The 22,815-nt window shown below is 69.1% G+C and carries 21 protein-coding genes; 8 read left to right on the top strand and 13 right to left on the bottom strand.

From position 1 onward, the window contains the following. Window positions 1-65: 65 nt before the first annotated feature. Window positions 66-1,196, top strand: a complete 1,131-nt coding sequence (locus EDC02_RS15175) for a hypothetical protein (protein ID WP_123602520.1) — start codon at window positions 66-68, stop codon at window positions 1,194-1,196. Between the two features lie 28 nt (window positions 1,197-1,224). Here the strand turns inward: EDC02_RS15175 and EDC02_RS15170 are convergent, their stop codons facing one another. Then, entirely contained in the window at window positions 1,225-2,034 is an 810-nt protein-coding gene (locus tag EDC02_RS15170; protein ID WP_123602519.1) for a phosphotransferase family protein, read from the bottom strand. 52 nt (window positions 2,035-2,086) lie between these two features. Here EDC02_RS15170 and EDC02_RS15165 point away from each other — a divergent pair, with 52 nt between their 5' ends. Continuing rightward, window positions 2,087-2,932: an MOSC domain-containing protein gene (locus EDC02_RS15165; protein WP_233605942.1), complete on the top strand. Its 846-nt coding sequence runs from the start codon at window positions 2,087-2,089 to the stop codon at window positions 2,930-2,932. A gap of 292 nt (window positions 2,933-3,224) precedes the next feature. On the opposite strand, the gene EDC02_RS15160 is transcribed toward EDC02_RS15165, so the two are convergent. The 3 genes from EDC02_RS15160 to EDC02_RS15150 form a co-directional block, all read right to left on the bottom strand. Further along, a complete protein-coding gene (locus EDC02_RS15160; protein WP_123602518.1) occupies window positions 3,225-3,842 on the bottom strand; it encodes a TetR/AcrR family transcriptional regulator in 618 nt (205 codons plus the stop codon). A 110-nt stretch (window positions 3,843-3,952) separates the two neighbouring features. Beyond that, window positions 3,953-5,101 carry a pyridoxal phosphate-dependent aminotransferase gene (locus EDC02_RS15155; protein ID WP_123602517.1) on the bottom strand — a complete coding sequence of 383 codons (1,149 nt, stop codon included), beginning with the start codon at window positions 5,099-5,101 and terminating at the stop codon, window positions 3,953-3,955. Further along, on the bottom strand, window positions 5,098-5,757 hold the full coding sequence (locus EDC02_RS15150; RefSeq protein WP_123602516.1) for an RraA family protein: 660 nt from the start codon (window positions 5,755-5,757) through the stop codon (window positions 5,098-5,100). Before EDC02_RS15150 ends, EDC02_RS15155 begins: the two co-directional genes overlap by 4 nt. Before the next feature lie 405 nt (window positions 5,758-6,162). Here EDC02_RS15150 and EDC02_RS15145 point away from each other — a divergent pair, with 405 nt between their 5' ends. Together EDC02_RS15145 and EDC02_RS15140 are read left to right on the top strand one after the other, a co-directional pair. Continuing rightward, window positions 6,163-6,663: a hypothetical protein gene (locus tag EDC02_RS15145; protein WP_123602515.1), complete on the top strand. Its 501-nt coding sequence runs from the start codon at window positions 6,163-6,165 to the stop codon at window positions 6,661-6,663. Window positions 6,664-6,852: 189 nt separating this feature from the next. After that, on the top strand, window positions 6,853-7,260 hold the full coding sequence (locus EDC02_RS15140) for a hypothetical protein (RefSeq protein WP_123602514.1): 408 nt from the start codon (window positions 6,853-6,855) through the stop codon (window positions 7,258-7,260). 222 nt (window positions 7,261-7,482) lie between these two features. On the opposite strand, the gene EDC02_RS15135 is transcribed toward EDC02_RS15140, so the two are convergent. The 8 genes from EDC02_RS15135 to EDC02_RS15095 form a co-directional block, all read right to left on the bottom strand. Next, window positions 7,483-8,700 (bottom strand): FAD-dependent monooxygenase, encoded by a 1,218-nt coding sequence (locus EDC02_RS15135; protein ID WP_233605941.1) that lies wholly within the window; start codon window positions 8,698-8,700, stop codon window positions 7,483-7,485. Beyond that, window positions 8,697-10,094 (bottom strand): MFS transporter, encoded by a 1,398-nt coding sequence (locus EDC02_RS15130; protein WP_123602513.1) that lies wholly within the window; start codon window positions 10,092-10,094, stop codon window positions 8,697-8,699. Before EDC02_RS15130 ends, EDC02_RS15135 begins: the two co-directional genes overlap by 4 nt. Next, entirely contained in the window at window positions 10,091-10,360 is a 270-nt protein-coding gene (locus EDC02_RS40835) for a hypothetical protein (RefSeq protein ID WP_199757645.1), read from the bottom strand. The genes EDC02_RS15130 and EDC02_RS40835 overlap by 4 nt, the downstream gene beginning before the upstream one ends. Further along, window positions 10,357-12,135, bottom strand: coding sequence for a gamma-glutamyltransferase family protein (locus EDC02_RS15115; protein WP_123602512.1), 1,779 nt, complete (start codon window positions 12,133-12,135; stop codon window positions 10,357-10,359). The genes EDC02_RS40835 and EDC02_RS15115 overlap by 4 nt, the downstream gene beginning before the upstream one ends. Window positions 12,136-12,154: 19 nt before the next feature. Then, window positions 12,155-13,264 (bottom strand): DUF3500 domain-containing protein, encoded by a 1,110-nt coding sequence (locus tag EDC02_RS15110; protein WP_123604813.1) that lies wholly within the window; start codon window positions 13,262-13,264, stop codon window positions 12,155-12,157. Between the two features lie 55 nt (window positions 13,265-13,319). Beyond that, complete coding sequence (locus EDC02_RS42370) at window positions 13,320-13,448, bottom strand: hypothetical protein (RefSeq protein ID WP_255500339.1); 129 nt, start codon at window positions 13,446-13,448, stop codon at window positions 13,320-13,322. A 306-nt stretch (window positions 13,449-13,754) separates the two neighbouring features. Beyond that, a complete protein-coding gene (locus EDC02_RS15100) occupies window positions 13,755-16,007 on the bottom strand; it encodes an ABC transporter permease (protein ID WP_123602510.1) in 2,253 nt (750 codons plus the stop codon). Beyond that, entirely contained in the window at window positions 16,007-16,852 is an 846-nt protein-coding gene (locus EDC02_RS15095; RefSeq protein WP_370461538.1) for an ABC transporter ATP-binding protein, read from the bottom strand. The genes EDC02_RS15100 and EDC02_RS15095 overlap by 1 nt, the downstream gene beginning before the upstream one ends. Window positions 16,853-17,002: 150 nt before the next feature. Here EDC02_RS15095 and EDC02_RS15090 point away from each other — a divergent pair, with 150 nt between their 5' ends. Together EDC02_RS15090 and EDC02_RS15085 are read left to right on the top strand one after the other, a co-directional pair. Continuing rightward, window positions 17,003-18,232 carry a sensor histidine kinase gene (locus EDC02_RS15090; RefSeq protein WP_123602509.1) on the top strand — a complete coding sequence of 410 codons (1,230 nt, stop codon included), beginning with the start codon at window positions 17,003-17,005 and terminating at the stop codon, window positions 18,230-18,232. A gap of 29 nt (window positions 18,233-18,261) precedes the next feature. Continuing rightward, a complete protein-coding gene (locus tag EDC02_RS15085; RefSeq protein ID WP_123602508.1) occupies window positions 18,262-18,951 on the top strand; it encodes a response regulator transcription factor in 690 nt (229 codons plus the stop codon). A gap of 314 nt (window positions 18,952-19,265) precedes the next feature. Here EDC02_RS15085 and EDC02_RS15075 read toward each other — a convergent pair whose 3' ends face one another. Then, on the bottom strand, window positions 19,266-19,823 hold the full coding sequence (locus EDC02_RS15075) for a dihydrofolate reductase family protein (protein ID WP_123602506.1): 558 nt from the start codon (window positions 19,821-19,823) through the stop codon (window positions 19,266-19,268). Window positions 19,824-20,290: 467 nt separating this feature from the next. Between EDC02_RS15075 and EDC02_RS15070 the strand changes: the two genes are divergently transcribed. Beyond that, window positions 20,291-21,961: a hypothetical protein gene (locus tag EDC02_RS15070; protein WP_123602505.1), complete on the top strand. Its 1,671-nt coding sequence runs from the start codon at window positions 20,291-20,293 to the stop codon at window positions 21,959-21,961. A gap of 16 nt (window positions 21,962-21,977) precedes the next feature. Further along, window positions 21,978-22,763 carry a CHAT domain-containing protein gene (locus EDC02_RS15065; RefSeq protein ID WP_123602504.1) on the top strand — a complete coding sequence of 262 codons (786 nt, stop codon included), beginning with the start codon at window positions 21,978-21,980 and terminating at the stop codon, window positions 22,761-22,763. Window positions 22,764-22,815 lie beyond the last annotated feature (52 nt).

The following is a 22,815-nucleotide window of genomic DNA, read 5'->3' as shown; positions in this document are numbered from 1 at the left end:
CCGGGAACTCGTCGTAGGCGACGTAGCCGGAGCGTACGGTTGACGGCGGTGGTTAGCGTCGGCGCATGACCAGCAGGCTTCTTCGGCGGATCTCGGCCGTCCTCGGTGCTGCGGCGGTCGGCCTGGCCGCCGCCGTCGTCACGGCGGCAGCGCCGGCTGCGGCGGCCGTCACCCCGGCCGTCACCAGCTACGTGTGGGCCAGCAACCCCACCGCCGCCAGTCACACGGTGCCGATGTGGACCGCCGGCGGCCACACCTACTACTCGTACGCCAAGAATCCCGGCGGCGGGCCGATCACCGTGACCCGGTCCGGTGCCGGCATCTACCAGGTGCGGTTCGGCGGGCTCGGGTCGCTGGTCTCCGGCGGCGGGGGAGTGGTGCACGCCCAGGCGTACGGCGCGGCGGCCCGGTTCTGCACCGTCGGCTCCTGGTATCCGTCCGGCACCGATCTGCTGGTCAACGTCTACTGCTTCGGGGCCAGCGGCGCCCGGCAGGACGCGACCTTCGTGGCGAACTTCGTCGAGGCCAGCGGCTCCACGCTCGCCGCCGACGGCGTGTCGTACCTCTGGTCGAACAACCCGACCTCGCCGATGTACACCCCGAGCGCCTGGTACCGCTTCGACTCCGGCGGCGGCTCACCGTGGGTGGCGCGGGACGCGCCCGGCTCGTACGCGGTGGAGCTGCCCGCCTCGGCCGCCCAGACGCAGACCACGTTCTATCAGATCACCGCCTACACGTCGGCGGCCGTGAAGTGCAAGGTGGACTCGTACCTCGCCGACGGGATCGCCCGGGTACGGTGCCGCAACGCCTCCGGAGCCTTCGTCGACTCCCGGTTCACCATCACCTGGACCGTGCACAACCTGCTGCAGCAGATCGCGCCGACGGCGCTGGCGACGGTCGGCGACACCTACCCGTCGGGTGGGCCGGCACCGGCGATCACCTGGACCAACGACAGCTCGGTGAGCGGCGACTACGCCGTGACCCGCACCGGGACCGGACGGTACGCGGTGCACTTCCCACAGATCATCGACTACTCCGGGCACGCCGTGGCGTACGCGCTGGGCTACCAGGACGCGCACTGCCACGTGCAGTACTGGCACCCGGTCGGGGCCGCCGACATGACGGTCGGCGTGACCTGTGTGAACAGCGTCGGCACCCCGGTCAACACCCCGTTCACGGTCGGCTTCACCTGGTAGGGGAAGTCGCGCAGACAACCGGCGGGCGTCAGGACGTCCGGAGTCGGCTCAGCCACTCGACGCCGAGCCGGTGGCCGTCGGGGAACTGGTCGTCGCGATCCCAGCGCCACGTCGTGATCATCGCCAGGACGAGGGCCCGGCAATCTCGGAGCAGGTGGTGATCGACGCCCGGGTACCGGTCTGCGACCTCGTCGGGCGCGTGGGCCAGGTCGAACTCGACCGGCCCCCGGCAGCACGTCTCAAAGTCGATGAAGAGCAGGCCGGTCGGGGTGGAGAGCAGGTTGCCCAGGTGCGGCTCGCCGTGCAGGAGCTGTTCGGGCCGGCCGCTGTCGCAGACCACTCGGCGCAGCCGGTCCAACGTGCCAGCCAGGAAGATCCGGTCCGCGTCGGCCAGCATCAGGGTCCGGTCGTGGTCCGCCACGAGTGCCTGGGCCTCGGAGACCCGGTCCGTGAGGTGCGGGGTGGGCAGGTCGACCCGGCGCATTCCGGCGTGCAGCCGTCCGAGCGCGTCGGCGTAGTCCGCAGGTGAGATCGCCTCAGTTATCGGTTCGTAGTAGGTCCATAGCGTGACCACGTGGTCGTCCCAGGTGAAGACCTCGGGCGTTGTCAGTGCGGCCACCGGGCTGCCGACCTCGAACAGGCGCTGAGCGACATCCACTTCACGCTGGGCGCACTGGTGCGCCGCCGGTGCCACCTGCGCCAGCACGTCGCAGGGCTGCAGCCGCAGGGTGAGCTTGTTCGAGTTGTGCAGGACGGCGGCGTCGTCGACGGTCAAGCCGAGCGATGCGGCGATCGACACGGCCGCCTGCGTCGCCCGCTGGGCCGCCTCCGCCTGCACCGGACCACCGTAGCGTCAGCTAGGTTCCCTGGGCGTGGGTCACGATCGTCAGGTGGGCAGGGTTCGGCAGCTGTCGCGCTACCCGGTCAAGTCGATGCTGGGAGAGGAGCTGGACCAGGCGTACGTGGACGAGGCGGGCATCGCCGGGGACCGGTCCTTCGCGGTGCTCGACTGTGTCACCGGCAAGGTGGCCAGCGCCAAGAACCCGCGCCTGTGGCGGGACATGCTGACCGTCCGGTCCACGCTGACGTCCCCTGGCTCCGACGGCGCCCCGGCGGTCCGGCTGACCATGGCGGACGGTACGACCGGGACCGTGACGGTCACCGGCCACGCCGATCCGGCGCTGTCCACGCTGCTGGGCCGGGACGTGCGCCTGCTCGACCGGGCCGCGCCGGGCGCGAGCATCGAACGGATGGACCCGGACCAGGTACGCACCGACGACGACCTGCGCATCGCGGAGACCGCCGAATCCATGTTGGCTGCCGGCTCCCCGCCCGGCACGTTCTTCGACTTCGCGCCTCTGCACCTGATCACGACCGCGACGCTGGCCGGCCTCGCGGCCCACACGGGACGGCCGGTCGACGGCCAGCGCTTCCGGCCCAACATCGTCGTCGAGGTGCCCGACCCGGGTGCCGGCTTCGTCGAGAACCTCTGGCCGGGGCGGCGGCTGCGGATCGGCTCCGAGGTGGTCGCCGAGGTCGTCATCTCGACCCCACGGTGTGTGGTGCCGGCGTTGCGGCATGGTGACGTCGAGCCGGATGTCGCGCTGCTGCGGGTGCTGAGCCGGCACAACCGTCTGCATTTGGCGGACGTCGGCTTTCTGCCGTGCGCCGGGGTGTACGCGCGCCCGCTGGAGTTCGGCGTCATCCGCTCCGGTGACCCGGTCGAGTTCTGCTGACTCCAGCCGCGGACCCGGCACCGGACGCTGCGGCGTGAGGCCGCTCGGCAACTACCAACCCTGCTGCCGCTGCCCCGTCAACTCGGGGGGCGGGCGTGGCGGCGGGCAGACTGCCACCATGGCCGAGTGATGCCGGTCGAGGAGAGCGTGCCGTTCTCGGCGACCGTGTGGCCCTGTGGCACGGTCGGCGGCGTTACGGGCTGTCTCGCGCTGATGCCAATGCTGAGCTCCGCACGATCGATGCGCCGAATTCGTCGATCCGGGCCGGCAACCGCCGGCCGCCCGGGAGGCATCAGCCCGCGCGCGCCCACCCGCGTACGGCGCCGCCGTACGCCTCGGTCAGCCGCGTGATGATTTCCTGGCGCGACATCTCCGTCTGCCGCAGCAGGTCCTGGATCTCCCGCGGATCGAACATCATGTTGGCCAGAAACAGCGCGTATTCGACCATCGTGTCCGGGAGGCCGATGTCGTCGAGCAGCCCCCGCACCGGCTCACTCCAGGCATCCCGCAGGGCCACGATGATCGCGTTCCCGCTCCTGAGCCGCTCCAGGTAGCCCAGCCGGGACCGAAGCTGCACCAACGCCGGGCCGTGCTCGGCCAGCAGATCCACCCACTTGTTCACGACCGAGTCGAACAGCGGCCGCCCTTTCGCCGTCGACGTCGCGCTGAAGTCGCGGAGCTGCTCGACGACGCTGAGTACGTAAGCCGCGAGCACGTCGTCCAGCGAGGAGTAGTAGCGGTAGGCGGTGGCCGGCCCGATCTCCGCCCGGGATGCGACGGCCTGCATGGTGAGCTGATCGGGAGCCTCCCGGGCAAGCTCACCGACGGCCTTCAGCAGCTGCCGATGGTTGCGGCGGGTGTCACTCCGTGGCTTGCGTCCCCCACGTGGCGAGACCTGCTGATCGGACATCGGCCCCCTCCGCCCTGTGCAAGAACAGCCGAAGGATATCGCCCCCTCAGCGACCCGGATGACGCCGCATGTGCCGACGCGGTACACATTACCCTCACCTGACGTCGCCTTCAGAAGCACGCACCGCGGAGATGGGAGACGATACGGTCCAGCCCGGTTCGCAGGTCGTCATCGGATGCCGCGAACGAGATCCGGACGTACCCCTCGCCCGACGGGCCGTACTCGGCGCCGGCCCGCACCATCACCTTCCGCTCAGCGAGCTCCCGGGCGACCACCTCGGAGGGCAGGTCGGCGTCGTAGCGGAGGAACCCGTAGAACGCTCCCTCCGGCGGAACCAGGTGCACGCCGGGAACGCCAGAGAGCTTCGCCACCACGGTCTCGCGGCGCCGCCCGTACGTGTTGACCATGGCATCGACGACGGTGTCGGGCAGCTCGAGTGCGGCGAGGGCCGCATGCTGGACCGCCGTGTTCACCGAGCCGTTGAAGGTGCGGTGCACGTGCGCCGCCGCGTCCACCACCTCCCGCGGCCCCGCCAGGTACCCCACCCGCCAGCCCGTCATCGCGTACGTCTTGGAGAACGTCTGCACGTACGCCGTCCGGTCCCGCAGCGAGGCGATCTCCAGCGCGGAGGTCTGCGCATGCGCGGGGTAGACCAGCCGGTGGTACGCCTCGTCGCTGACGACCAGGGTGTCGGAGCCGTCGAGGAGCTTCCCGAGGGCATCGAGCTCATCCTCGCGGTGCACGATGCCGGTCGGGTTGGACGGATTCGAGAAGATGATCATCGCGGCGCCGGGAAGTGCGGAGGCCAGCGCGTCTAGGTCCCAATGGAGGTCCGGGGCAAGCGGGACGAAATCCACGGTTCCCCCGGCAAGGACGACCAGGTCGGCGTAGAGAGAGTAGGCAGGCTCCGGTATGACGACGCGGTCGCCGGGGCCGATCATCGCCAGCACGACGGCCGCCAGCGCCGCGGTGGCGCCATGGGTGACCACGACGTCCTCCGCGGTCCACGGCCGGCCCGGACGCGCCGGCAGCCGGGAAGCGAGCGCGGCGCGCAGCTGCCGCAGGCCCCGCTGGTCGGCGTAGTGGGTCTCCCCCCGGCGCAAGGCGGCCGCCGCGGCCTCGATCACCGGTGCCGGCGTCGGGAGATCCGGCTCACCCATGGCCAGCGATACGGCGCCCGGCGGCGCCGGTGCGAGGGCCGGACGTCGCGAGCAGCGGCGCAGCTCCGCGATCCGGAAGGCGGGCGGCATGGTGGTCATCGGTTCACCGTCGGACTGCCGGTGCGCGCCGAAAGGATGCGCTGCCGGAGCCGGTTCTCCTTCTCGCTGATCCGGTCGACCGCGTCCACGACCTCGTGGACGCGGTGCTGAGGAACGACGACAACACCGTCGGCGTCGCCGACGAGCACGTCACCCGGGGCTACGACCACGCCGCCGACCGCCACGGGGACACCGATGGCGCCGGGCCCGTCCTTGAAGGGCCCGGCCGGGGTGACCGCACGCGCGTAGACGGCCAGGCTCATCCCGGACAGCGCCTGGACGTCGCGGACGGCGCCGTCGATCACCGCGCCGACCACGCCGGTGTTCACCATGATCTCGCCGATGAGGTCGCCTATCAGCGCACGGGTCATGTCCCCGTGGCCGTTGATGACCAGGACGTCACCCGGGCGGGCCTCGTCGAGCGCCCGGTGGATGGCCAGGTTGTCACCTGACCGGACGTCCACCGTCAGCGCGTTCCCCAGAAGCGTGGCGCCCTCGGTGAACAGCCGGATGCCGCCGTCCATGACGGTCATCCGCTGGAGCGCGTCGCCGACGTTGGCCGCCGGCGCCTCCCTCAGACGGTGGGACTCCGCCTCTGCCACGCGCTCCCAGGACGGAGCGATGCGCACGCTGTCGGTTGCTGTACCGATGAACACGATAGATTCCGATCTTAAGTAAGATATGTCTCTCATATGTTCCCACCGTAGCACCCTCTTGGTCAAGATGGTGTGAGACACCCGAGTGGGGCGCTGACCTGAGGACGGGGATCGGAGATCCTTGTGTACGTGTCCACCTCATCCGGCAAGCAACCGACCTCCGGCAGCATGGCCGACCTGGTGTCGAAGCCGCCCACCCGGACCGGTTCAACCACCGGCCGCGCGCACCGAAACTGCCCGACCGGGCCTGGATCAACCAGCCAAACCCAGCAGGCACAAACCGTCTCAATTTGACTCGACAACTACCGACCGGTTGCCATGCCCATGTACAAGTACCTCACCGATATGAGACTCTCATATGAGAGAACCCAACGAGATCGGGTTCATCACCCGGGAGGAGCCCTCGTGCTGTCCGACACCCATCCCAATGCCCTGTGGCTGGCCGATCTCTATCGGGGAGGCGCGGCGATCACCTCCGACCGGAGCCTGAGCGAGGACGAGCGTCTCCGGCGGCAACAGGAGCATGTCAAGGAAGTGATGGAGCGGATGTCACCAGACTTCGTGATCCACACCGGTGGCGTACGCTTGGCGGCGACCGGCGGCATGGAATTCATGCGCCGCTACACCAAGCGGCGAGCGAGCCTGGCCGACGCCAACGTCGAACCCCTCGAGTTCGACCAGATCCTCGCCGACGACCACTACGGCGTCGTCCACGGGACGTTCCGCACGTCGCGCGGCGACTGGAAATGGACCCGCGTCGGCATGGGCGCGTGGCGCTTCAAGGACGGCGTGGCCGTCGAGCACTGGGAGCTCTCCGACGGACCGACGTGGGACGAATTCTTCCTCGCCGGCGATCCAGGGGCGTTCACGGGCTCGGCCGAGGAGTTCTGGACCCACGGCGTCTGACCCCTTCGGGCGACGCTAGGCGGCTGGATGACGCGGCGATCCACCGGCCACCTTCGCGGAGCTGAAGGCCAAGGCCGTGAAGTTAGGCGTACGGGCTGGTCGTCAACATCCGGTCTGACCTGGTGTATGCCCCATGCATGTAGGAAGCGGAGCTCCGGTAGAAACGGGTTGTCCGACCAAAGACATCCGTTGCCGAGGGAGCTCCGCTGTCCCTTCAGACTGCCATCACCCGCCAGATCGCTGTCGCCGACGGGCTCGCGGTCTGGCGATCTGCTGCGGGGGCACACCGCCGCGATCCGCACCGCCGGTGCCCGCTGGGCGGGCCTGCTGGTCGTCGAGATCGACGGCACCTGCCTGGACGTGCCCGACAACCCGGCCACCCGCACCGGGCTCGGCAAACGCTCCAACCAGTACACCCAGGCCAGCGGCTACCCCCAGATCACGCTGGTCGCCCTGGTCGCCTGCGGCACCGGGATCGATCAAGGTGACCGTGCAGCCCGGCCGCTGACCCGGGCGAGTACGCGTATCACTCCGATCTCCGACCAACCGAGGAGCCGCGAGCGCTGCCCACCGGTGCTCACGGGAAATTGCGGCTAGATCAGTTGGGCTTGAGTTTCTCGATCTCGGTGAGCCGCAGTCCCGACGAAATCCGTGCTGTCGCCGTGACCGACTCACACACCCGTTCCTGCAACGCACCGGCGGACCCGAGAGATCCGAAGCAACCGAAGACGGTCGCTACGGCCCGCGCGCGATCGGTGTCGTACCGCGAACTCCGGCGCGATGATGTGCGCCCGCAGGGCGCATTCCAACACCACCGATTCACCTCAAGGGCATGACCTCGGGCAGCGTGAGCGCCGAATGCGCCGGTCGTCCGCCCGCGGGGGGCATGACGCTGAGACTGCGCAGTCGGTTGTTGCGCTGCCGCAGTTCCTCGGTGGTGGTCGGGAAGAGAGTGGCGCCGCCCCGGCCGGCTAGCCCTTGGTTCGCGGTTACGAAGTCACGGGTGTCGCGCTCGTAGGCGGCGAAGCCGGCGGCGTGATCCCGGTCGGCCAGAGACGCTGCGAGCATGTAGGCGCCGACGAGCGCGAGGCTGGTGCCCTGCCCGGTGAGGAACGAGGGCGCGTACGCCGCATCGCCCAGCAAAGCCACCCGGCCGTTGGACCAGCGGGGCAGGTGGATCTGGCTGACCCCGTCGAAGAACACGTCGTCGGCCTTGTGCATGGCGGCCAGCATGCCGGGGACCTCCCATCCGGCGTCGGCGAAGACCGAGGTGAGCAGCTTCCGCTGGGTATCCGGGTCGGAGAAGGCCTCGAACGGTGGTTCCGGCCGGGCGAAGTTCAGGAAGGCGTGCACGTCACCGTCGCCGGCGGCGTAGAGCGCGGCGGCCCGGCCGGGGCTGTTCCACATCACCGTCTCGTCGCAGAGCCCGAAGGTGTTGGGCATGGTGAACACGGCGAAGCAGTAGCCGAGGTAGCGGTGGAACTGTTGTTCGGGGCCGAGGACCAACTGCCGGGTGTGTGAATGCACACCGTCGGCCCCGACCACGACGTCGAAGGTCCGCCGGCCGCGTGCGCGGAAGGTGACATCGACGCCGTGGGCGTGTTCGTCGAGGGTGTCGATGGAGTCGCCGAACAGGAACTCCACATCATCCCGGACCGCTGCGTAGAGGGCGTCGGTGAGATCGCCCCGCCGTACCTCCAGATCTCGTCCCCCGACACCGCCGGTGACGGCATGCGGGTGCAGCGAGACCACCTCGCTGCCGTCTCCGTCCAGGAAGGTCAACCGGCGCACGTCGATGTGCGCCTCTTGCAGGCGATCGAGGAGGCCCATCCGGCGGACGACCTCCAGCGCGGTGCCGCGGACGTCGATGGGATAACCACCGCTGCGGACCGTGCCCGCCTTCTCCACCACCGTGACCGCATACCCGTAGCGGTTCAGCCAGAACGCGAGGGCGGGCCCCGCGACGCTGGCTCCGGATATCAGCACCGTGCGTTTCGACGTGGTGCTGGTACCGCTGGTCGGCTCAGCAGGAATCAATTTCTGGCTCCTTTGCTCATGGTGCGGAGGGCAAGCAGGGACAGTGTCGTCACGACGCTGGCGATGACCAGGGCGGTGACGTAAGCCGACTCGGCCGGGATGTCCGACCCGGCCGAAGTTCCGGCGGTGAGGACGGCGCCGCCGATCTGTGCGCCGGTGGCGAAGCCGAGCACCCGGATGACCAGAACCATGCTGGTGGCGGTGCCGGTGTTGCCCTGGTCGACCGAGGTGGCGGTCTTGATGACCAGCGCCGTGATGCAGACGCCGTTGGCCAGGCTGATCAGCGCCTTGCCGACGACCAGATGCCAGACCTCGGTGTGGACGAGGGCCATGCCGATCAGGCCGGCCGTCATAAGCACGATGCCAGCGGCGACCACGGCGGTCGAGCCGAAGCGCCGCACCCCGAGCCCGCCCAGGGGTCCGCTGATCGCCGCCATCGCGGCGGCGGGCAATAGGTATCGCCCGATGTCGGTGGGACTGGCTCCGAAGCCGTACCCGTCGCCGGACACCGCGAACAGCTGCGGAACCAGGTAGATTGACAGCGCGGCGCCGATACAGGCGGCGAAGGTGACCACATAGGATCGCCAGATCGCCGGCCGGGCCAGCAGGCGCAGGTCGAACATCGGCGTGGCCGCGCGGCGCTCCACGGCAACCCAGCCGGTCACGAAGACGGCCAGGAGCACGACGACGCCGACGAGCAGGAGGGGCTGGGAGCCCATGTCGGGCGCCGTCGCGAGCCCGGCCATGAACGTCAGCACGATGCCGCTCAGCAGCAGCATGCCGGGCCAGTCGATCCTGGCGTCGGTACGGCTCGGTCGATCGTCCGGCAACAGCCGGTGGACGAGTACGGTCGCTGCGACGATCGCCATGGTCGGGATCGCGAACATCCAGTGCCGCGACAGCCCTTCGGCGATGGGACCGGCGATCAGCGTCCCCAGCATGCCGCCGCCGACGAAGAATCCGCTGACCACGCCGATGGCCACCGGGGACCTGTCGGCCGGGAGGAGCTTGCGCATCAGGATGAAGGAGAGCGGCATCGCGCCCACCATCGCGCCCTCCAGGCCCTGTCCGAGCAGCAGCACCAGGAGGTTCGGCGCCAGCGAGGACACCAGACCGCCGGCCGTCACCACCACCATCAGCCAGATCAACACCCGTTTTCCGCCGTGGCGGTCGCCGAGGACGCCGGCGATGGGCGCGGTGAGGGCGCCGGTGATGAGCATCGCGATGCTCAGCAGTGCGCCCTGGGCGGGATCGATCGACAGTTCGCGCTGCAACAGCGGCAGCGTCGGTGACACCACCGATTCCAGCGTGCCGAGGGCGCCAGCGAGGATACCTACGGCAGCGACGGCGGAGTTGCCGACGATGCGAATCGGAGGAGCTGCGGGTGCGGTCATGGACGTCCTGCCTTCTTTCGGGGGATGTCGGCCGTGATCGCGGCGAGGCCCGGGACAGCCAGCCCGGTCGTGCTGGTCGGGTGGCCGGCGGAGGCGTGGCCGAGGACGGTCACCGCCAGCACGACCAGCGCTGCGGCGGCCACCGCGAGGCCTTCGTGCAGCTGGCACAGCGCCGCGCCGGCGCTCAGGCGCCCGACCGCGTCGACGACGCCGGTCGCGAAGGTGAGGGCGAGCATCAGGCCCACCGGCGTGACGAGCCGTCTCATCGGCCCGCCGCGTAACCCTGGGCGCCGCGCGGGTTCGCCCCTGCCTGCAGGAGGCCGCTGTGCGGATCACGGGTGACCACGGACAGCCGGCCGAGGCTCCACGGTCCGGAGACGGTCACGTCGTGGCCGCGTTCGCGCAGTGCGTCGATGACCGCTCGGCCCGCTCGCTCCTCGATCACCAGTCCGCCCGGCGTCCAGGTCCGCGGCCAGAACGAGCTCGGCATCGCGGTGGTGTGGAACGCGGGCGCGTCGATCGCCTCCTGCGGGTCCATCCCCAGGGCGAGGGTGCGTACGAGGTAGAGCAGTTGCCATTGGTCCTGCTGGTCGCCGCCCGGTGTGCCGAGCGCGGCGACGGGACTGCCGTCCCGCAGCAGCAGCGTCGGCGACAGGGTCGTCCGCGGCCGCCGACCCGGCGCCAGGCGCGCCGGGGCGGCCGGGTCCAGCCATGTCATCTGGAGCCGCGTGCCGAGCGCGAAACCGAGTTCCGGCACCGCCGGGGAGGACTGCAGCCACCCGCCCGACGGGGTGGCGGAGATGATGTTGCCCCAGCGGTCGACGATGTCGATGTGACAGGTGTCGCCGCGGGTCTCGCCGGTCTCCTGCACGGTCGGTTCGCCCACGCCCTCGGTCCGGACCGAGGGCTGCCGGGCGATCAACGGCGGAGCGTACGGTGTGACGCCGATGTCACCGGGCCGGAACGCGGTCGATGCGGCCGGGCCGATCAGGCCGGCGCGCTCCTGGCTGTACCGGGAGGACAGCAGCCGGCGCGCCACGGCCTCCGCTTCCGCCGGATCCCGATGCCCGTAGAACGCCTCCCGGTCAGCCATCGCCAGCTTCAAAGCCTCGATGATCGTGTGGACCCCTCCGGCGGTCGACGGATCGATCTGTGCGTCGTCGAAGTGGTCGAGAATGGTGAGGGCCTGCAGCAGCACGGGACCCTGGGACCACAGACCGGCCTTCGCCACCGTGACACCCCGGAACTGTGCGGTGACCGGGGGCTCGACCGACGGCTTGAAGTCGGCGAAGTCGGCGGCGCTGAGCACGCCGGCGTGGTCGGTGCCCGAGGAGTGCCGATGCGGCGTCGCCGCGAACTCGGCCACGGTGGTGGCCACGAAGCCGGTTCGCCAGGCGCGCCGGGCGGCGTCGATCCGGGCGGTCCGGGTGTCGCCGGCGCCCTCTGCGCAAAGCCGGCGCAGGGTCCGTGCGTAGACCGGGTTGACGACACTATCGTGCGGTTGCGGGACTCGCCCTTCGGGCATCCACAGCGCGTACGACGTCGGCCAGTGCGTCCGGAAAAGATCCTCGACTGTGGCCAGGACGCGTGCCAATTGGGGTACGACCGGAACTCCGTGCTCCGCGTAGTCGATCGCGTAGGCCAGGATGTCGGTGAACTCCCAGGTACCGAACTCGGCGAGCAGCCACAGCCAGGAGTCGACGGCGCCCGGGACTGCGGCGGCCAGGGCGCCCGCGCCCGGGACATGGTCGAGTCCTTCGGCCCGGAAGTGCTCTATCGTCGCTGCCCGCGGAGCGTGGCCCTGTCCGGCCAGCACCAGCGGGGACGTTCCCGCCGCGGTTGCGAAGACGGCGACGAGATCGCCGCCCGGCCCGTTGAGATGGGGTTCGGCCACGTGCAGCACGAAGGCGCCAGCGGTCGCCGCGTCGAACGCATTGCCGCCCCGCTCCAGCACGGACTGGGCCGTGGCGGAGGCCAGCCAGTGCGTCGACGCGCACATGCCGAAGGATCCCCGCAGCGTGGGCCGGGTCTTGTCGGCCATCTCCGTCACCTACCGTTCCTCATCGCGCGTGGTGGGCGGCGTGATGGGCGGCCAGGACGTCGCCGCCGAAGTCTGTCTCCGGGTCCCGCCACACCGCGTGCGCGTGGTTGACCCCGCGATGGACGTTGGTCCACTCGATGAGGAGCCGCGGGCCCTGCAGGCGGTAGTAGTGCGGCTGGCCCGCCGTGGTCGAGCCGGCCCAGGCGAGGTGCACGGCGTCCAACGCCCCCGGGGCGTCGTAGCGGGACAATGGCGAGACCCCGTTCTGGACGCGATCGAGGTACGTGCCGAGCAGTGCCCGCAACAGTCCTCGCTGAGCGGTGTCGAGCTCGGCGCCCGGCACGCCCTTGGGCGTGGGGGTGATGGACAGCGCCCTCTGGTCGGCATCCTCGAGGCCGGTGGTCGGTTCGTCGGCACGGTCCGGGACGTGCTGGCCGGGGCGCCAGAGTTCGCGGCGCTTCACCACGTGGTCGCCGATCCGGGTGCTGTTGCCCGCCACGACATCGTTCGGGGCGCGCGCCAGCAGCACCGCGCGGGCGTGGTCGGGGCGCAGGGAGCGGACCAGCTCGCGGGCCAGGTCCTCGGCCGTCCCCAGCGGACGCAGCGTCGCCCCGCCCAGGAGCGGGGAAACGGCCGGGTCGGCACCGAGGAAGCACGGCGTGGTCGCGACGACGCGCCCGTCGACCACGAGGTAGTTGAGCGAGACGTGGTGGCCGCCGAACCGCCATCCCCACGGTTGGGTTCCGCCGGGCTCGCCGAAGACCCGCAGGTAGTACATGCCCGGGTCGCGGGTGCGTTCCCGGCCCCAGTTCACCGAGAAGCCCTCGACGCGGTCGAGTACGTTCTCCAGGCCGAGCACGGTGGCGACGGTGGTGTATCCGGCTTCGGACAATCCACTCGCGACAAGCTGCATCACCAGCCGGTGCTGGACGGGGTGCTGCTGGTGGAAGGTGAGCCCGCCGTGATCGGTGGGCGTGTAGAACCAGCGGGTACGTTCAGCCTCGGCCACGCCGTCAGCGCCCGGCACCGGTCCGACCGCCACCATGCGCTGATCCGCGTCCAAGGAGTCCAGCCACGCCTGGGCCGCCTCGGCCATCCGGCTCGCGACCTCGCGGACGACGTCAGTCATCGCCCGCACGCGCCTGACAGCAAGGCCCGCCGGCCGTGGGCATGCGTCGCGCTGCTCACCGTGAGGCCATTTCGAGGAACTCGCGCACCCAGAGGGCGATCGTGTCCGGGAACTCCAGCGCGATCGGGTGTCGCCCACCCTCGATCGAACGCAGTCGGGCGTCGGGAATCCGTTGCTCTATCAAGATGGCGCGGCTGTACGGTGCCAGCCGGTCCGCCGTGCCGCGGTCTACCTGTTGCCCCAGCCACTGCCGACTCCCTGTCAAATAATGAGGGACAGATCTTAGTTGAGAGGACATTTCACATAAGCCCTGCGAGGGGGGGCCGAACCATAGGGCGATCCCAGCCCGGAGCCATCAGCACGCTGTACGTAGCGGCAACAATGACATCCTGAGTTACATATCGAATAGGAGAGCTATCTCAGATAAGAGAAACCATAATCCATGGCGTTCGGGTACAACGATCGCTGATACGAACCGCTCCACCGAGGACTATTCGAGGGCGAGTGCCGCCTCGGCTGGCCGGTTACGCGTCACCTGCCATGCGGGCAGGAGCATGGCTCCGAGCGTCAGCAGTGCGGCAAGTGTGGCTGTCGACAGGTAGATCCACGGGGATCCGGCGGGTAGGGCGGAGTCGAGGCGCTTGAGGCTGACCGGCACCAGGATCACGGTCACGGCAGCGGTGCCCAGCGCGATGCCGCCGACGGCCAGGATCGCGCCCTCCAGGCCGACCATCCGCATCACCTGGCCACGAGTCGAGCCGGCGAGCCGCTGCAGCCCGAACTCCCGCCGCCTCGCCGCCGTACTCGACACCAAAGTGTTGATCACCGTGATCGCCGCGTACCCCGCGATCATGAGCACCATGATGTAGATCGCGAAGTTGGCGGTCTTCTTCTGCTCGTCAAACTCCGTCAACAGGACGTCGCGGCCAGCCACGGCCAGTCCCGCCTCGGCGGAGGCCACCTCGGTCAGCTCCGCCACCAACTGCTCGGGGGTGATGTTCCCGTCAGATTTGACCAGGATGCGCGACGCGTGTCCCTCGGTGGTGTGGGCGGCCAGGGTGTCGGCGGGGAGCAACAGGGTGTCGTAGTCGTCCGGGGCGGAGAACAGCGCGGCCACCCGCAGGTCGAGAGCGGTGTTGTCGCCCATCCGCAACTTGATCGTGTCGCCGACGTCGACGCCGAGCTTGTCGGCGTGCTGGTCCTCGATCGCGATCGTTTCGTCGTGCAGGTCGGAGATGCGGCCCGCGGTGACCTTGACCGGCGTGGTGGCGTCGGCGCCAGCGGCGGTGACGCCCTGCAGGGTCCAGCCCTCGTTCATCGGCGAGCGGTCCTTCGGACTCTCGATGAAGCCGACACTGTCGATGTACTCCGAGGCGTCGGCGACGCTCGGCAGGTCGCTGATCCGTTCCAGCAGACCCGCGTCGAAGCGGTCCTGAGCGATCACCACGGCGTCGGCGACCAGGTTGTCGGCGAAACTCTGCCGATCAGCCTCGTCGTTCGTCGCCTGGAGGTACAGCATGCCGGTCGACACCGCGGTGAGCAGGATGACCGGCCCCATGACGGCCGCCAGCCGGCCGCTGCGCCCACGTGCGTTGAGCACAGCGAGCTGGCCGGTCACACCACCCAACGCCCGCACGGGCCACTGCACGGCAAAGGTCGTGACCTTCGTCAGCACGGGTGCCAGTAACGCGAACCCGACAGCGAGCAGGATCACGGCAGGTGCGGCGGTGGCCGGCGAGAGCGGTCCACTCATCACGGCGATTGTCACGATGGTCAGGGCCATCCCACCGGCGAGGACGATCACCGCCAGCAGCAAGCGTCCGGTGCCGATCAGCTTGCCTTCGACAGAGACCTCCGCGAGCGCCTGGGTCGGCTTGACGCGCGACGCCCTTCTGCCGGCACCCAAGGCACCGGCCACGGCCGCGAGGATCGCCACCGCCATGGCGGCCACGGTGGGGATCCAGCCCTGGTGGAAGGCCACGCCGTCCGCGGCGATCCCGCGCTCAGCGAGCTGCTGGAACACGAACTCGCCCAGGAACCGGCCTGGGAAGGAGGCTAGTGCGGTGGCGAGTAGGGACAGCAGCAGCGTCTCGCGAAGGATCAGCCGGCGCAGTTGGCGAGGTGTCGCGCCCACGGCTCGCAGCAGCGCCAGGTCCTGCTGGCGCTGGGCGATCGAGAGGGCGAGCATGGAAGCCACCCCGAAGATGGACACCAGGATCGCGAAGGCGGTGAGGATTCCGGCCAGGCCCATCACCGTGACGCCGCTCTCCCTGGCCTCGCGTAGTTCGGCCTGCCCCCGTTGGTCACCAACCAGGGTGACGGTCGTGGCATCCAACTCGGCGTCGATCCGCTTCCGGAGCTCGCTGATGTCCACTCCCGGATCGGCCACCACACCGATCGCGTCGACCGTGCCCGCCCGCGGGACACCCTCGAAGACGAATCTCTCGGTCTTTCGCACACCAGGCAGCGCCGCGATCGTGTCCGCCAGCCCCGCGTCGATACGGACCCGCTCGGGCAGGATCGGAGGTTCGTCGGGGTCGCCACCGGAGTCGTGGTACTCCTGGTCGCCGGCGACGACGACGTCGGCCGAGGCCAGCTGTCGCGGAGGAACAGCTGTGCGAATGCTGGTCTCGATCAGGCCGCCACAAGCCATCATGATGGCCGCCGCGAGGAACATGGCCAAAAACGCCGCCACGAACATGCCCGCGCGAAACCGCAGGGTGCGCAATGCGAACGCCAGCATCAGCGCTGCCCTCCTCGGCTCATAGCCAACCGCGGGAGGGGGTCTTCGTCGGCGAACGCACCCAGGTGGGTCATCCGGTCGGCCACGGATTGAGGTGTCGGCGAGCGCAGCTCACCGGCCAGGCGCCCGTCGGCGAGAAACAGGACACGATCGGCGTACGACGCGGCGACCGGATCGTGGGTCACCATCACGATCGTCTGGCCGGCCGTCTGCGACGCCTGCCGCAGCAGCGTGAGAATGTCGCGTGCGGTCCTGGTGTCCAGCGCGCCGGTCGGCTCGTCGGCGAAGATGACCGCGGGGTCACTGACCAACGCCCGAGCGATGGCGACCCGCTGCTGCTGCCCACCGGACAGCTCCGCCGGACGGTGGTTGCTTCGATCAGCCAGGCCAACCTGTTCCAGGATGTTCGAAACCCGGCCCCGAGCCGGCTTGCGGCCGGCGAGCCGCAGCGGCAACGTCACGTTCTGCCGCACGGTCAGGACCGGCAGCAGGTTGAACGCCTGGAAGACGAAGCCGATCCGGTCCCGCCGCAGCTTCGTCAACTCGCTCTCGTTCATCTCGCTGAGCTCATGCTCCTCGATCAGAACCGAACCCGACGTCGGCTGATCCAACCCGGCCGCGCACTGCAGCAGAGTGCTTTTGCCGGAGCCCGAAGGCCCCATGATCGCCGTAAACGTTCCTCGAACGAACCGCGTCGTCACGCCATCGAGCGCCACCACCTGATTGTCGCGCCGTCCGTAGACCTTGCGCACAACCGTCAGCCGCACCGCATCAGTGGTGTCTCCGGTGTTATCCAACACTTCTTCCCGCCGGACAGCCGTCCGGCCCGGTGCCGGACGATTCAGTACCCAACCTGCCGTCCACCGCGGCGCCGCACATCGTTTGCCCACACCGTCTCCGCCTGGTGCGCGCGGACCAGACCGGAACCGCTTCTGGTGCAGATGCACTACACGCATGGCCCGTGTCCGGGGGTGGACGTCCCGTAGCCTGACCGTGTGTCGCGTAAGTGGACATCGCGGGCGAGACGACCCGGCACGCGGTGGTGGCGGGAGGCAGCGGTCGTCGCGGTGGCGTTCGTGCTCTGCCTGCTCGGAGGTTTGCTGCACGACGACGACACGTTGGCGCCGCCGCAGGCGCCGACCTACCTCATCGCCGCGGTGTCGTCGGCGATGCTCCTGGCGCGGCACCGCGTGCCCGTGGCCACCATGATGGCCACGACCGTGTGCGGCATGCTTGTGGCGCCCTTGGGCCTGTTGCCCAGCCCACTCGTCATTGCCCCAGCACTCATCAGCGCTTACTCGCTCGCCGTACGCAGCGAACTGCGGGTAATGGTCGCGATCCTGCTCCCATCGGCCGCGCTGCTGGTCGCCTTCACCCCGTTTTTCGAGACCGACTTCTCGTGGGAGGACACAAGCAGGCTGGTGACCGTGGCCGCGTCCCCGCTCATAGCCGCCGTGTTCGGCCGCTCGGCGCAGCACCGGCGGGCCTACCTGACGGTCGTGCAGGAGCGGGCACGCCGGGCCGAGGAAACCCGGGACAGCGAGGCCCGCCGGAAGGTAGCCGAGGAACGGGTCCGCATCGCCCGCGAACTGCACGACCTGGTAGCCCACCAGATCACCCTGGCCAACGCGCAGGCCGCCGTCGCCGCCCACCTCTTCGACACCCGCCCAGAGCAGACCCGCGTCAGCCTGGAGGAACTGGTCAAGACCACCCGCCACGCCCTCGACGACCTGCGGGCTACAGTCGGCCTGCTGCGCCAGCCCGACGACACATCCACGCCCACCGATCCAGCCCCCGGGCTATCGCAGGTCTCCGCCCTGCTGAACGCCTTCCGCCGCGCGGGCCTGGAAGTGTGGATGCACGAGGACGGCACAGCCAGGCCACTACCACCGGCAATGGACCTCACCGCCTACCGCATCATCCAGGAAGCCCTGACCAACGTGACCAAGCACGCACCCACCGGTAGCGCCCAGGTACGCCTCACCTGGCACCGCGACCACCTGACCATCACCGTCACCGACGACGGCAAGGGCTCCGCTACGCCGAGGCGCCCACCCGGTTACGGTCTGATCGGCATGCATGAACGGGCAACTGCGGTCGGCGGAACCCTCACCGCGGGCGCGCGCCCCCAGGGAGGCTTCCTGGTCTCCGCCGACCTACCTCTTCGATCTGCTGAGAACACAGCACGGACGGCTGAAGCGGCAGCCAAGAGTGCGGGCCGATGATCCACGACGCACCAGGCCAGGGACGCGCGGTGCCGCTCCGGGTCCTCCTCGCCGATGACCAGGCGCTGCTACGCGGTGCTTTCCGCACCCTCCTCGACAGCGCCGACGACATCACCGTGGTTGGCGAGGCAAGCCACGGCCGGCAGGCGGTAGCCCTGACCCACGAGCTACGCCCAGACGTCGTGATCATGGACATCCGGATGCCCGCCATGGACGGCCTTACCGCCACCTTGATGATTTGCGCCGACCCGGACCTGCGTGCCACCCGCGTACTGATTCTCACCACTTACGAGACCGACGAGTACATCGCTCAAGCCCTGCGCGCCGGGGCCAGCGGCTTCATCGGCAAGGGCATCGAGGCACCGGACCTGCTGAACGCCGTACGCACGATAGCCGCCGGTGACACCCTCTTATCCCCAGCCGCGACCCGCTCTCTGGTCGCCCGTTTCCTCGCCACACCGGCCGAAACCCCACCACGCCATCCGCAACAACTCGCCGCACTCACCCCGCGCGAACGCGAGATGGTCGCTCTGGTGGCAACCGGTCTGTCCAACCTGGAGATCGCTGACCGGATGTACCTCAGCCCCTTCACCGTCCGCGCCCACGTGCAGCGCGCCATGACCAAGCTCGAGGCACGCGACCGCGCGCAACTCGTTGTCATCGCCTATCAGACCGGGCTGGCCCGCGCCAACCACGACGGCAGCACCGACCGGGTGTGACGGCCCCAAACCCCTCACCCCGCCCGCACAAGCGCAGGGTCGGACGGTTGAATCCGTGTGGGAAGGCCATACCTCGACCACGAGGCCGCCGGCGCTCAGCGGGCGGGCGGCGATCCGGCCACCATGCGACGTTGCGATGGCTCAGATGATGGACAGCCCGAGGCCCGCTCCGTCGGTCTGGCCGGTCCGCTCGGCACCGCGGAAGAACGGCTCGAACAGGTGGACCACCTCGTCTTCGGCGATGATCGGACCAGTGGCGGCGTCGCCCTGATCGGTCGATCAACCACATTGTCGTCGATACCGTACCCGGTGATTCAGCGCGTGCGGCGGTAGTGCACGGCCACCGCGCCGTTGCGCAGCGGCTGCGCCGACAGCAGTTCGAGCTGACGGGTGCCGGGCAGCCCGCCCTGGTACAGCGTCGGCCCGTGGCCGGCGATCCTGGGATGGACGAGGAGCTGGTACTCGTCGATCAGGTCCAGCCGGTCGAGCTCGGTTGCGAGCGTGCCGCTGCCGAGCAGGACCCCGGCAGGGGTCGCGTCCTTGAGCTTCTGCACGCCCTCACGCAGATCGCCGGCGATGTGGCGGCTGTTGGTCCACGGGAAGTCGGTGCGCGTCGACGACACCACGTACTTGGGTTTGGCCTCCAGCTTGGCCGCCCACTCGCGCATGGCCGGCGGCGCGGCCTGGTCGCCGCGGGCGACGGCCGGCCAGTAGCTCTCCATCATCTCGTAGGTGACGCGACCCCACAGCATCGCCCCGCTGGCGTCCATGAGACGGGTGAAGAGGGCGCGCGTCTCATCGTCGGCGATACCTTCCTGGTGGTCGACGCAACCGTCCAGGGTGACGTTGAAGCTGAAGGTGAGCAGGCCCATGGCCGGCGAGTCTAACGCCACGGTACGCCTTGAGGCTTTCCGTGTCCTGACGGGTGAGGGCGCGTCTTTATGATCTTGATTTGTCCTTGTCGGAAAGCTGATAGAGCATCGCCATGTTGTCGGAACGTGAACTGATCGATGGGTGACGATTATGCCTGATGGCTGGCGAGTTGGACCTTGAAGCGCGCACGTTCGAGATCGAAGTGGATCGGACCGGATCATGGCATCCTGGTACCTTCGGCCAAGTCGATCTTCCCGAGTGGACGACAACTGCGCCTGATCTCTTGATCCTGAGGTGTCGCACTCGGCTCTAATCTGACCGTCCTTCGTGTAGTCACCAACCTTGGGACGCTTTCATGATCGATAGTACGGAGACCGATGGATCGAAGCCGGGAGAGCAGCCTGTCCCGTTCTTCTACACGCCACCGCCTCTCCAGCCTCCGCCCACGTACAGCCCGATCACCCGCATGCTGTGCAGCGCGGCCTATCTCAACAACGACTTCGCCCGTACCGTCATCGACGAGGTGGTCGGAGACGAGCAACGCGCCGTCGCGAACTCCGTCGACTTCGACCTCGATCCGGTGGTCCGGCACTCCTTCCAGGCCCGGAAGATGCTGGTCATCAGGGATTCCGTCCTGACCGGGCTGCTGCTGATCGGCCTCATCACCTTCCCGTTCGTGACGCTCGCCTGGATTCTGGTGGCGGCGGGGCTCCTCCACCGGAGTAAGTACCGCGGAGCCCCCAAGTACACGAGGGGGCCTCGTGGCACGGCGTACTTCGTCGCAGCGGCCATCGTCTTCTGCTGCCTCGGCATCTATTCGCCGCTCCTGCTCCTGTTCGCCAGTTTGGCGCCCGAAAACAACGATCCGACGGGGCTGGCCGGCGATGACCCGTTGAGTGGTGCCCTGCCGGTGATCGATGCGTTCTTCACGTTCGCGCTGGCCCTGCCGCTGACGTTCGCGGTCGGCACCCTGGCTGCTCTCGCCGTGCACCGGATGATGGCCTTCCGGACGATTCTGCAGGCGTTCGGCGCGGATGTGCCGGGCAGCGCTCCGCAGCTGCCCAACGAGCGGATCGCCCAGCGGCTGCACTGGGTACGCGGGACGCAGAACGGCAACGTCACCGTGCACGCCCGCAACCCGCTACTCGGAGCGGGCGCCTCGGTCGGCAACGCCTCGTGGACGATGGCCCTGAGCCTACGGTCCGACCCGACCCTGCTGCCCCCTACGGATTCGACGCCCCAGCCGCGCGTCAGCGTCCACGACTCGGTCGACCCGTACGAGATCCACGTCGCGATCCGCAAGCGGGTCTGGGCGCTCACCGATTCCGCGCTGCCCGAGCACCAGCGGGTGCCCGGCGTACGGGTAGCGGACCACATCGTCGCCGACGGCGAGCGCCGCGAGGGCGACCCGCTCCTGGACCCGGCCCGCCGGCCGCACTCGGTGGCCTCACCCGAAGCCATCGCCGCGATCATCCGCCACCCGCAGGGAGGGCTGCGCTACTACCAGCGCATCACCATCGGCGTCGAGGGCAAACCGGTCGTCACCGGCGACGGACGCCTGGTGCTGCCGGCGCAGAACCAGGAAGTCGTCATATCCGCCTTCGTGCATGTGGCGGTCGAAGGTGGCCGACTGTACGCCGAGTTTCTCGGCATGATGTTGCCGCCGATCGTCGAGGAGTACCACATCGCCGACCGCCTGCGGAAGTCGGCGGCACTGCGCCTCGGCGAGGCGGTGTCGAGCGCGGTGAAACTCTGGCCGGACACCATCAAGGCGCCACTGCACGCGGCGCGGTCACTCTGGCAGATCATGACGCTGTCGAACCGGATGGACCGGGCACGTGAGGACAGCCAGCAGAACCTCATCCACGACTACGGTGCGCGGGTCAGCGTGCGGGAACTGGCGAGCGAGGAGACCCCACAGAAGTTCCTCCAGTCCCTGGACGCCGAGAAGTACCTGAAGCTGGTCGAGAAGGCGGTGTCCGAGGCCCTGATCGACTACCTCGAGGAACACCACGTCGACACCTCCGAGTATCGGACCCGGATGACCTACATCCAGAACAACAGTACGACGATCTCGGAGAGCACGTTCGTCAACAGTGCGGTGGCTGTCGGCTCTCAATCGTCGGCAAGCAACTGAGAGGTGTGGCCGAACAATGGGCGGTGACAACTTCAACATCAGCAACATGAACGTCGACGAGTCGGCGGTGGCCATCGGCAACAACGCGAAGGCCGAAAGAAGCGCGGCGAAGGCCGAAAAGAACGCACCATCCGGCGACGGCCAGGCACCGTCCGCGCCGATCGACGCAGTGCCCACGACCGGTGTCCCACAAGCGGCCGGATCGCTCCGAATCCTGTACCTGACCGCTGCCCCGCACGGCGACCTGCGGGTGGACCAGGACCTCCGGATCGTCCGGGAAGCGGTGCGGGCAGCCACGTACCGGGAAATGGTCGCCGTCGAACCGATGACCGCCGCCACCGGTACCGATCTGCTGGACGGGCTGGCGCGCTGTCGCCCGCACGTCGTCCACTTCTCCGGACATGGCAGCAGATCCATGCTGGAATTCGACGGCGGCAGCGGCTCGCCTGCCTCCAGCTCGGCGATGAGCGCCGGGACGTTCCTGAACGCGCTGAACGCCGTCGACCGGCCGCCCCGCCTGGTGGTGCTGAACTCGTGCCACTCGGCGGCACAACTGGAGGTGCTGACGACGGTGGTCTCCGCCGCCGTCGGGATGAGCGATCGGATCAGCGACAAAGCAGCGATCGCGTTCGCCGCCCGCTTCTACGCCGCCCTGGCCGAGGGACAGTCGGTCGCCAGCGCTCTGGCGCTGTCCAGGGTCGGTCTTGAGATGAGCGGGTTTTCCGACGCGGAGCTGCTGACTCTCCGCACCGCACCCGGCGTCGACCCGGCGAGCCTGTTCCTGGTCGACGCAGGTCGATAGCCCAGACGGGAGGTGCTGGCCAGGCGGGACCCGACTCGGGTCCCGCCATGCT

Origin of the sequence: Micromonospora sp. Llam0, from assembly GCF_003751085.1 — a bacterium.
GTDB lineage: Bacteria > Actinomycetota > Actinomycetes > Mycobacteriales > Micromonosporaceae > Micromonospora_E.
Note: the sequence above shows the minus strand (reverse complement) of the source record. Positions and strands in the feature narration are given on the sequence as shown.

Excerpts from the sequence above, each read along its gene's own strand:
- EDC02_RS15100 (WP_123602510.1), bottom strand. The coding sequence starts at position 16,007 with ATGCTGGCGTTCGCATTGCGCACCCTGCGGTTTCGCGCGGGCATGTTC.
- EDC02_RS40835 (WP_199757645.1), bottom strand. The coding sequence starts at position 10,360 with ATGAGACGGCTCGTCACGCCGGTGGGCCTGATGCTCGCCCTCACCTTC.
- EDC02_RS15115 (WP_123602512.1), bottom strand. The coding sequence starts at position 12,135 with ATGGCCGACAAGACCCGGCCCACGCTGCGGGGATCCTTCGGCATGTGC.
- EDC02_RS15110 (WP_123604813.1), bottom strand. The coding sequence starts at position 13,264 with ATGACTGACGTCGTCCGCGAGGTCGCGAGCCGGATGGCCGAGGCGGCC.
- EDC02_RS15065 (WP_123602504.1), top strand. The coding sequence starts at position 21,978 with ATGGGCGGTGACAACTTCAACATCAGCAACATGAACGTCGACGAGTCG.
- EDC02_RS15155 (WP_123602517.1), bottom strand. The coding sequence starts at position 5,101 with ATGACCACCATGCCGCCCGCCTTCCGGATCGCGGAGCTGCGCCGCTGC.
- EDC02_RS15075 (WP_123602506.1), bottom strand. The coding sequence starts at position 19,823 with ATGGGCCTGCTCACCTTCAGCTTCAACGTCACCCTGGACGGTTGCGTC.
- EDC02_RS15070 (WP_123602505.1), top strand. The coding sequence starts at position 20,291 with ATGCTGTGCAGCGCGGCCTATCTCAACAACGACTTCGCCCGTACCGTC.
- EDC02_RS15130 (WP_123602513.1), bottom strand. The coding sequence starts at position 10,094 with ATGACCGCACCCGCAGCTCCTCCGATTCGCATCGTCGGCAACTCCGCC.
- EDC02_RS15175 (WP_123602520.1), top strand. The coding sequence starts at position 66 with ATGACCAGCAGGCTTCTTCGGCGGATCTCGGCCGTCCTCGGTGCTGCG.
- EDC02_RS15160 (WP_123602518.1), bottom strand. The coding sequence starts at position 3,842 with ATGTCCGATCAGCAGGTCTCGCCACGTGGGGGACGCAAGCCACGGAGT.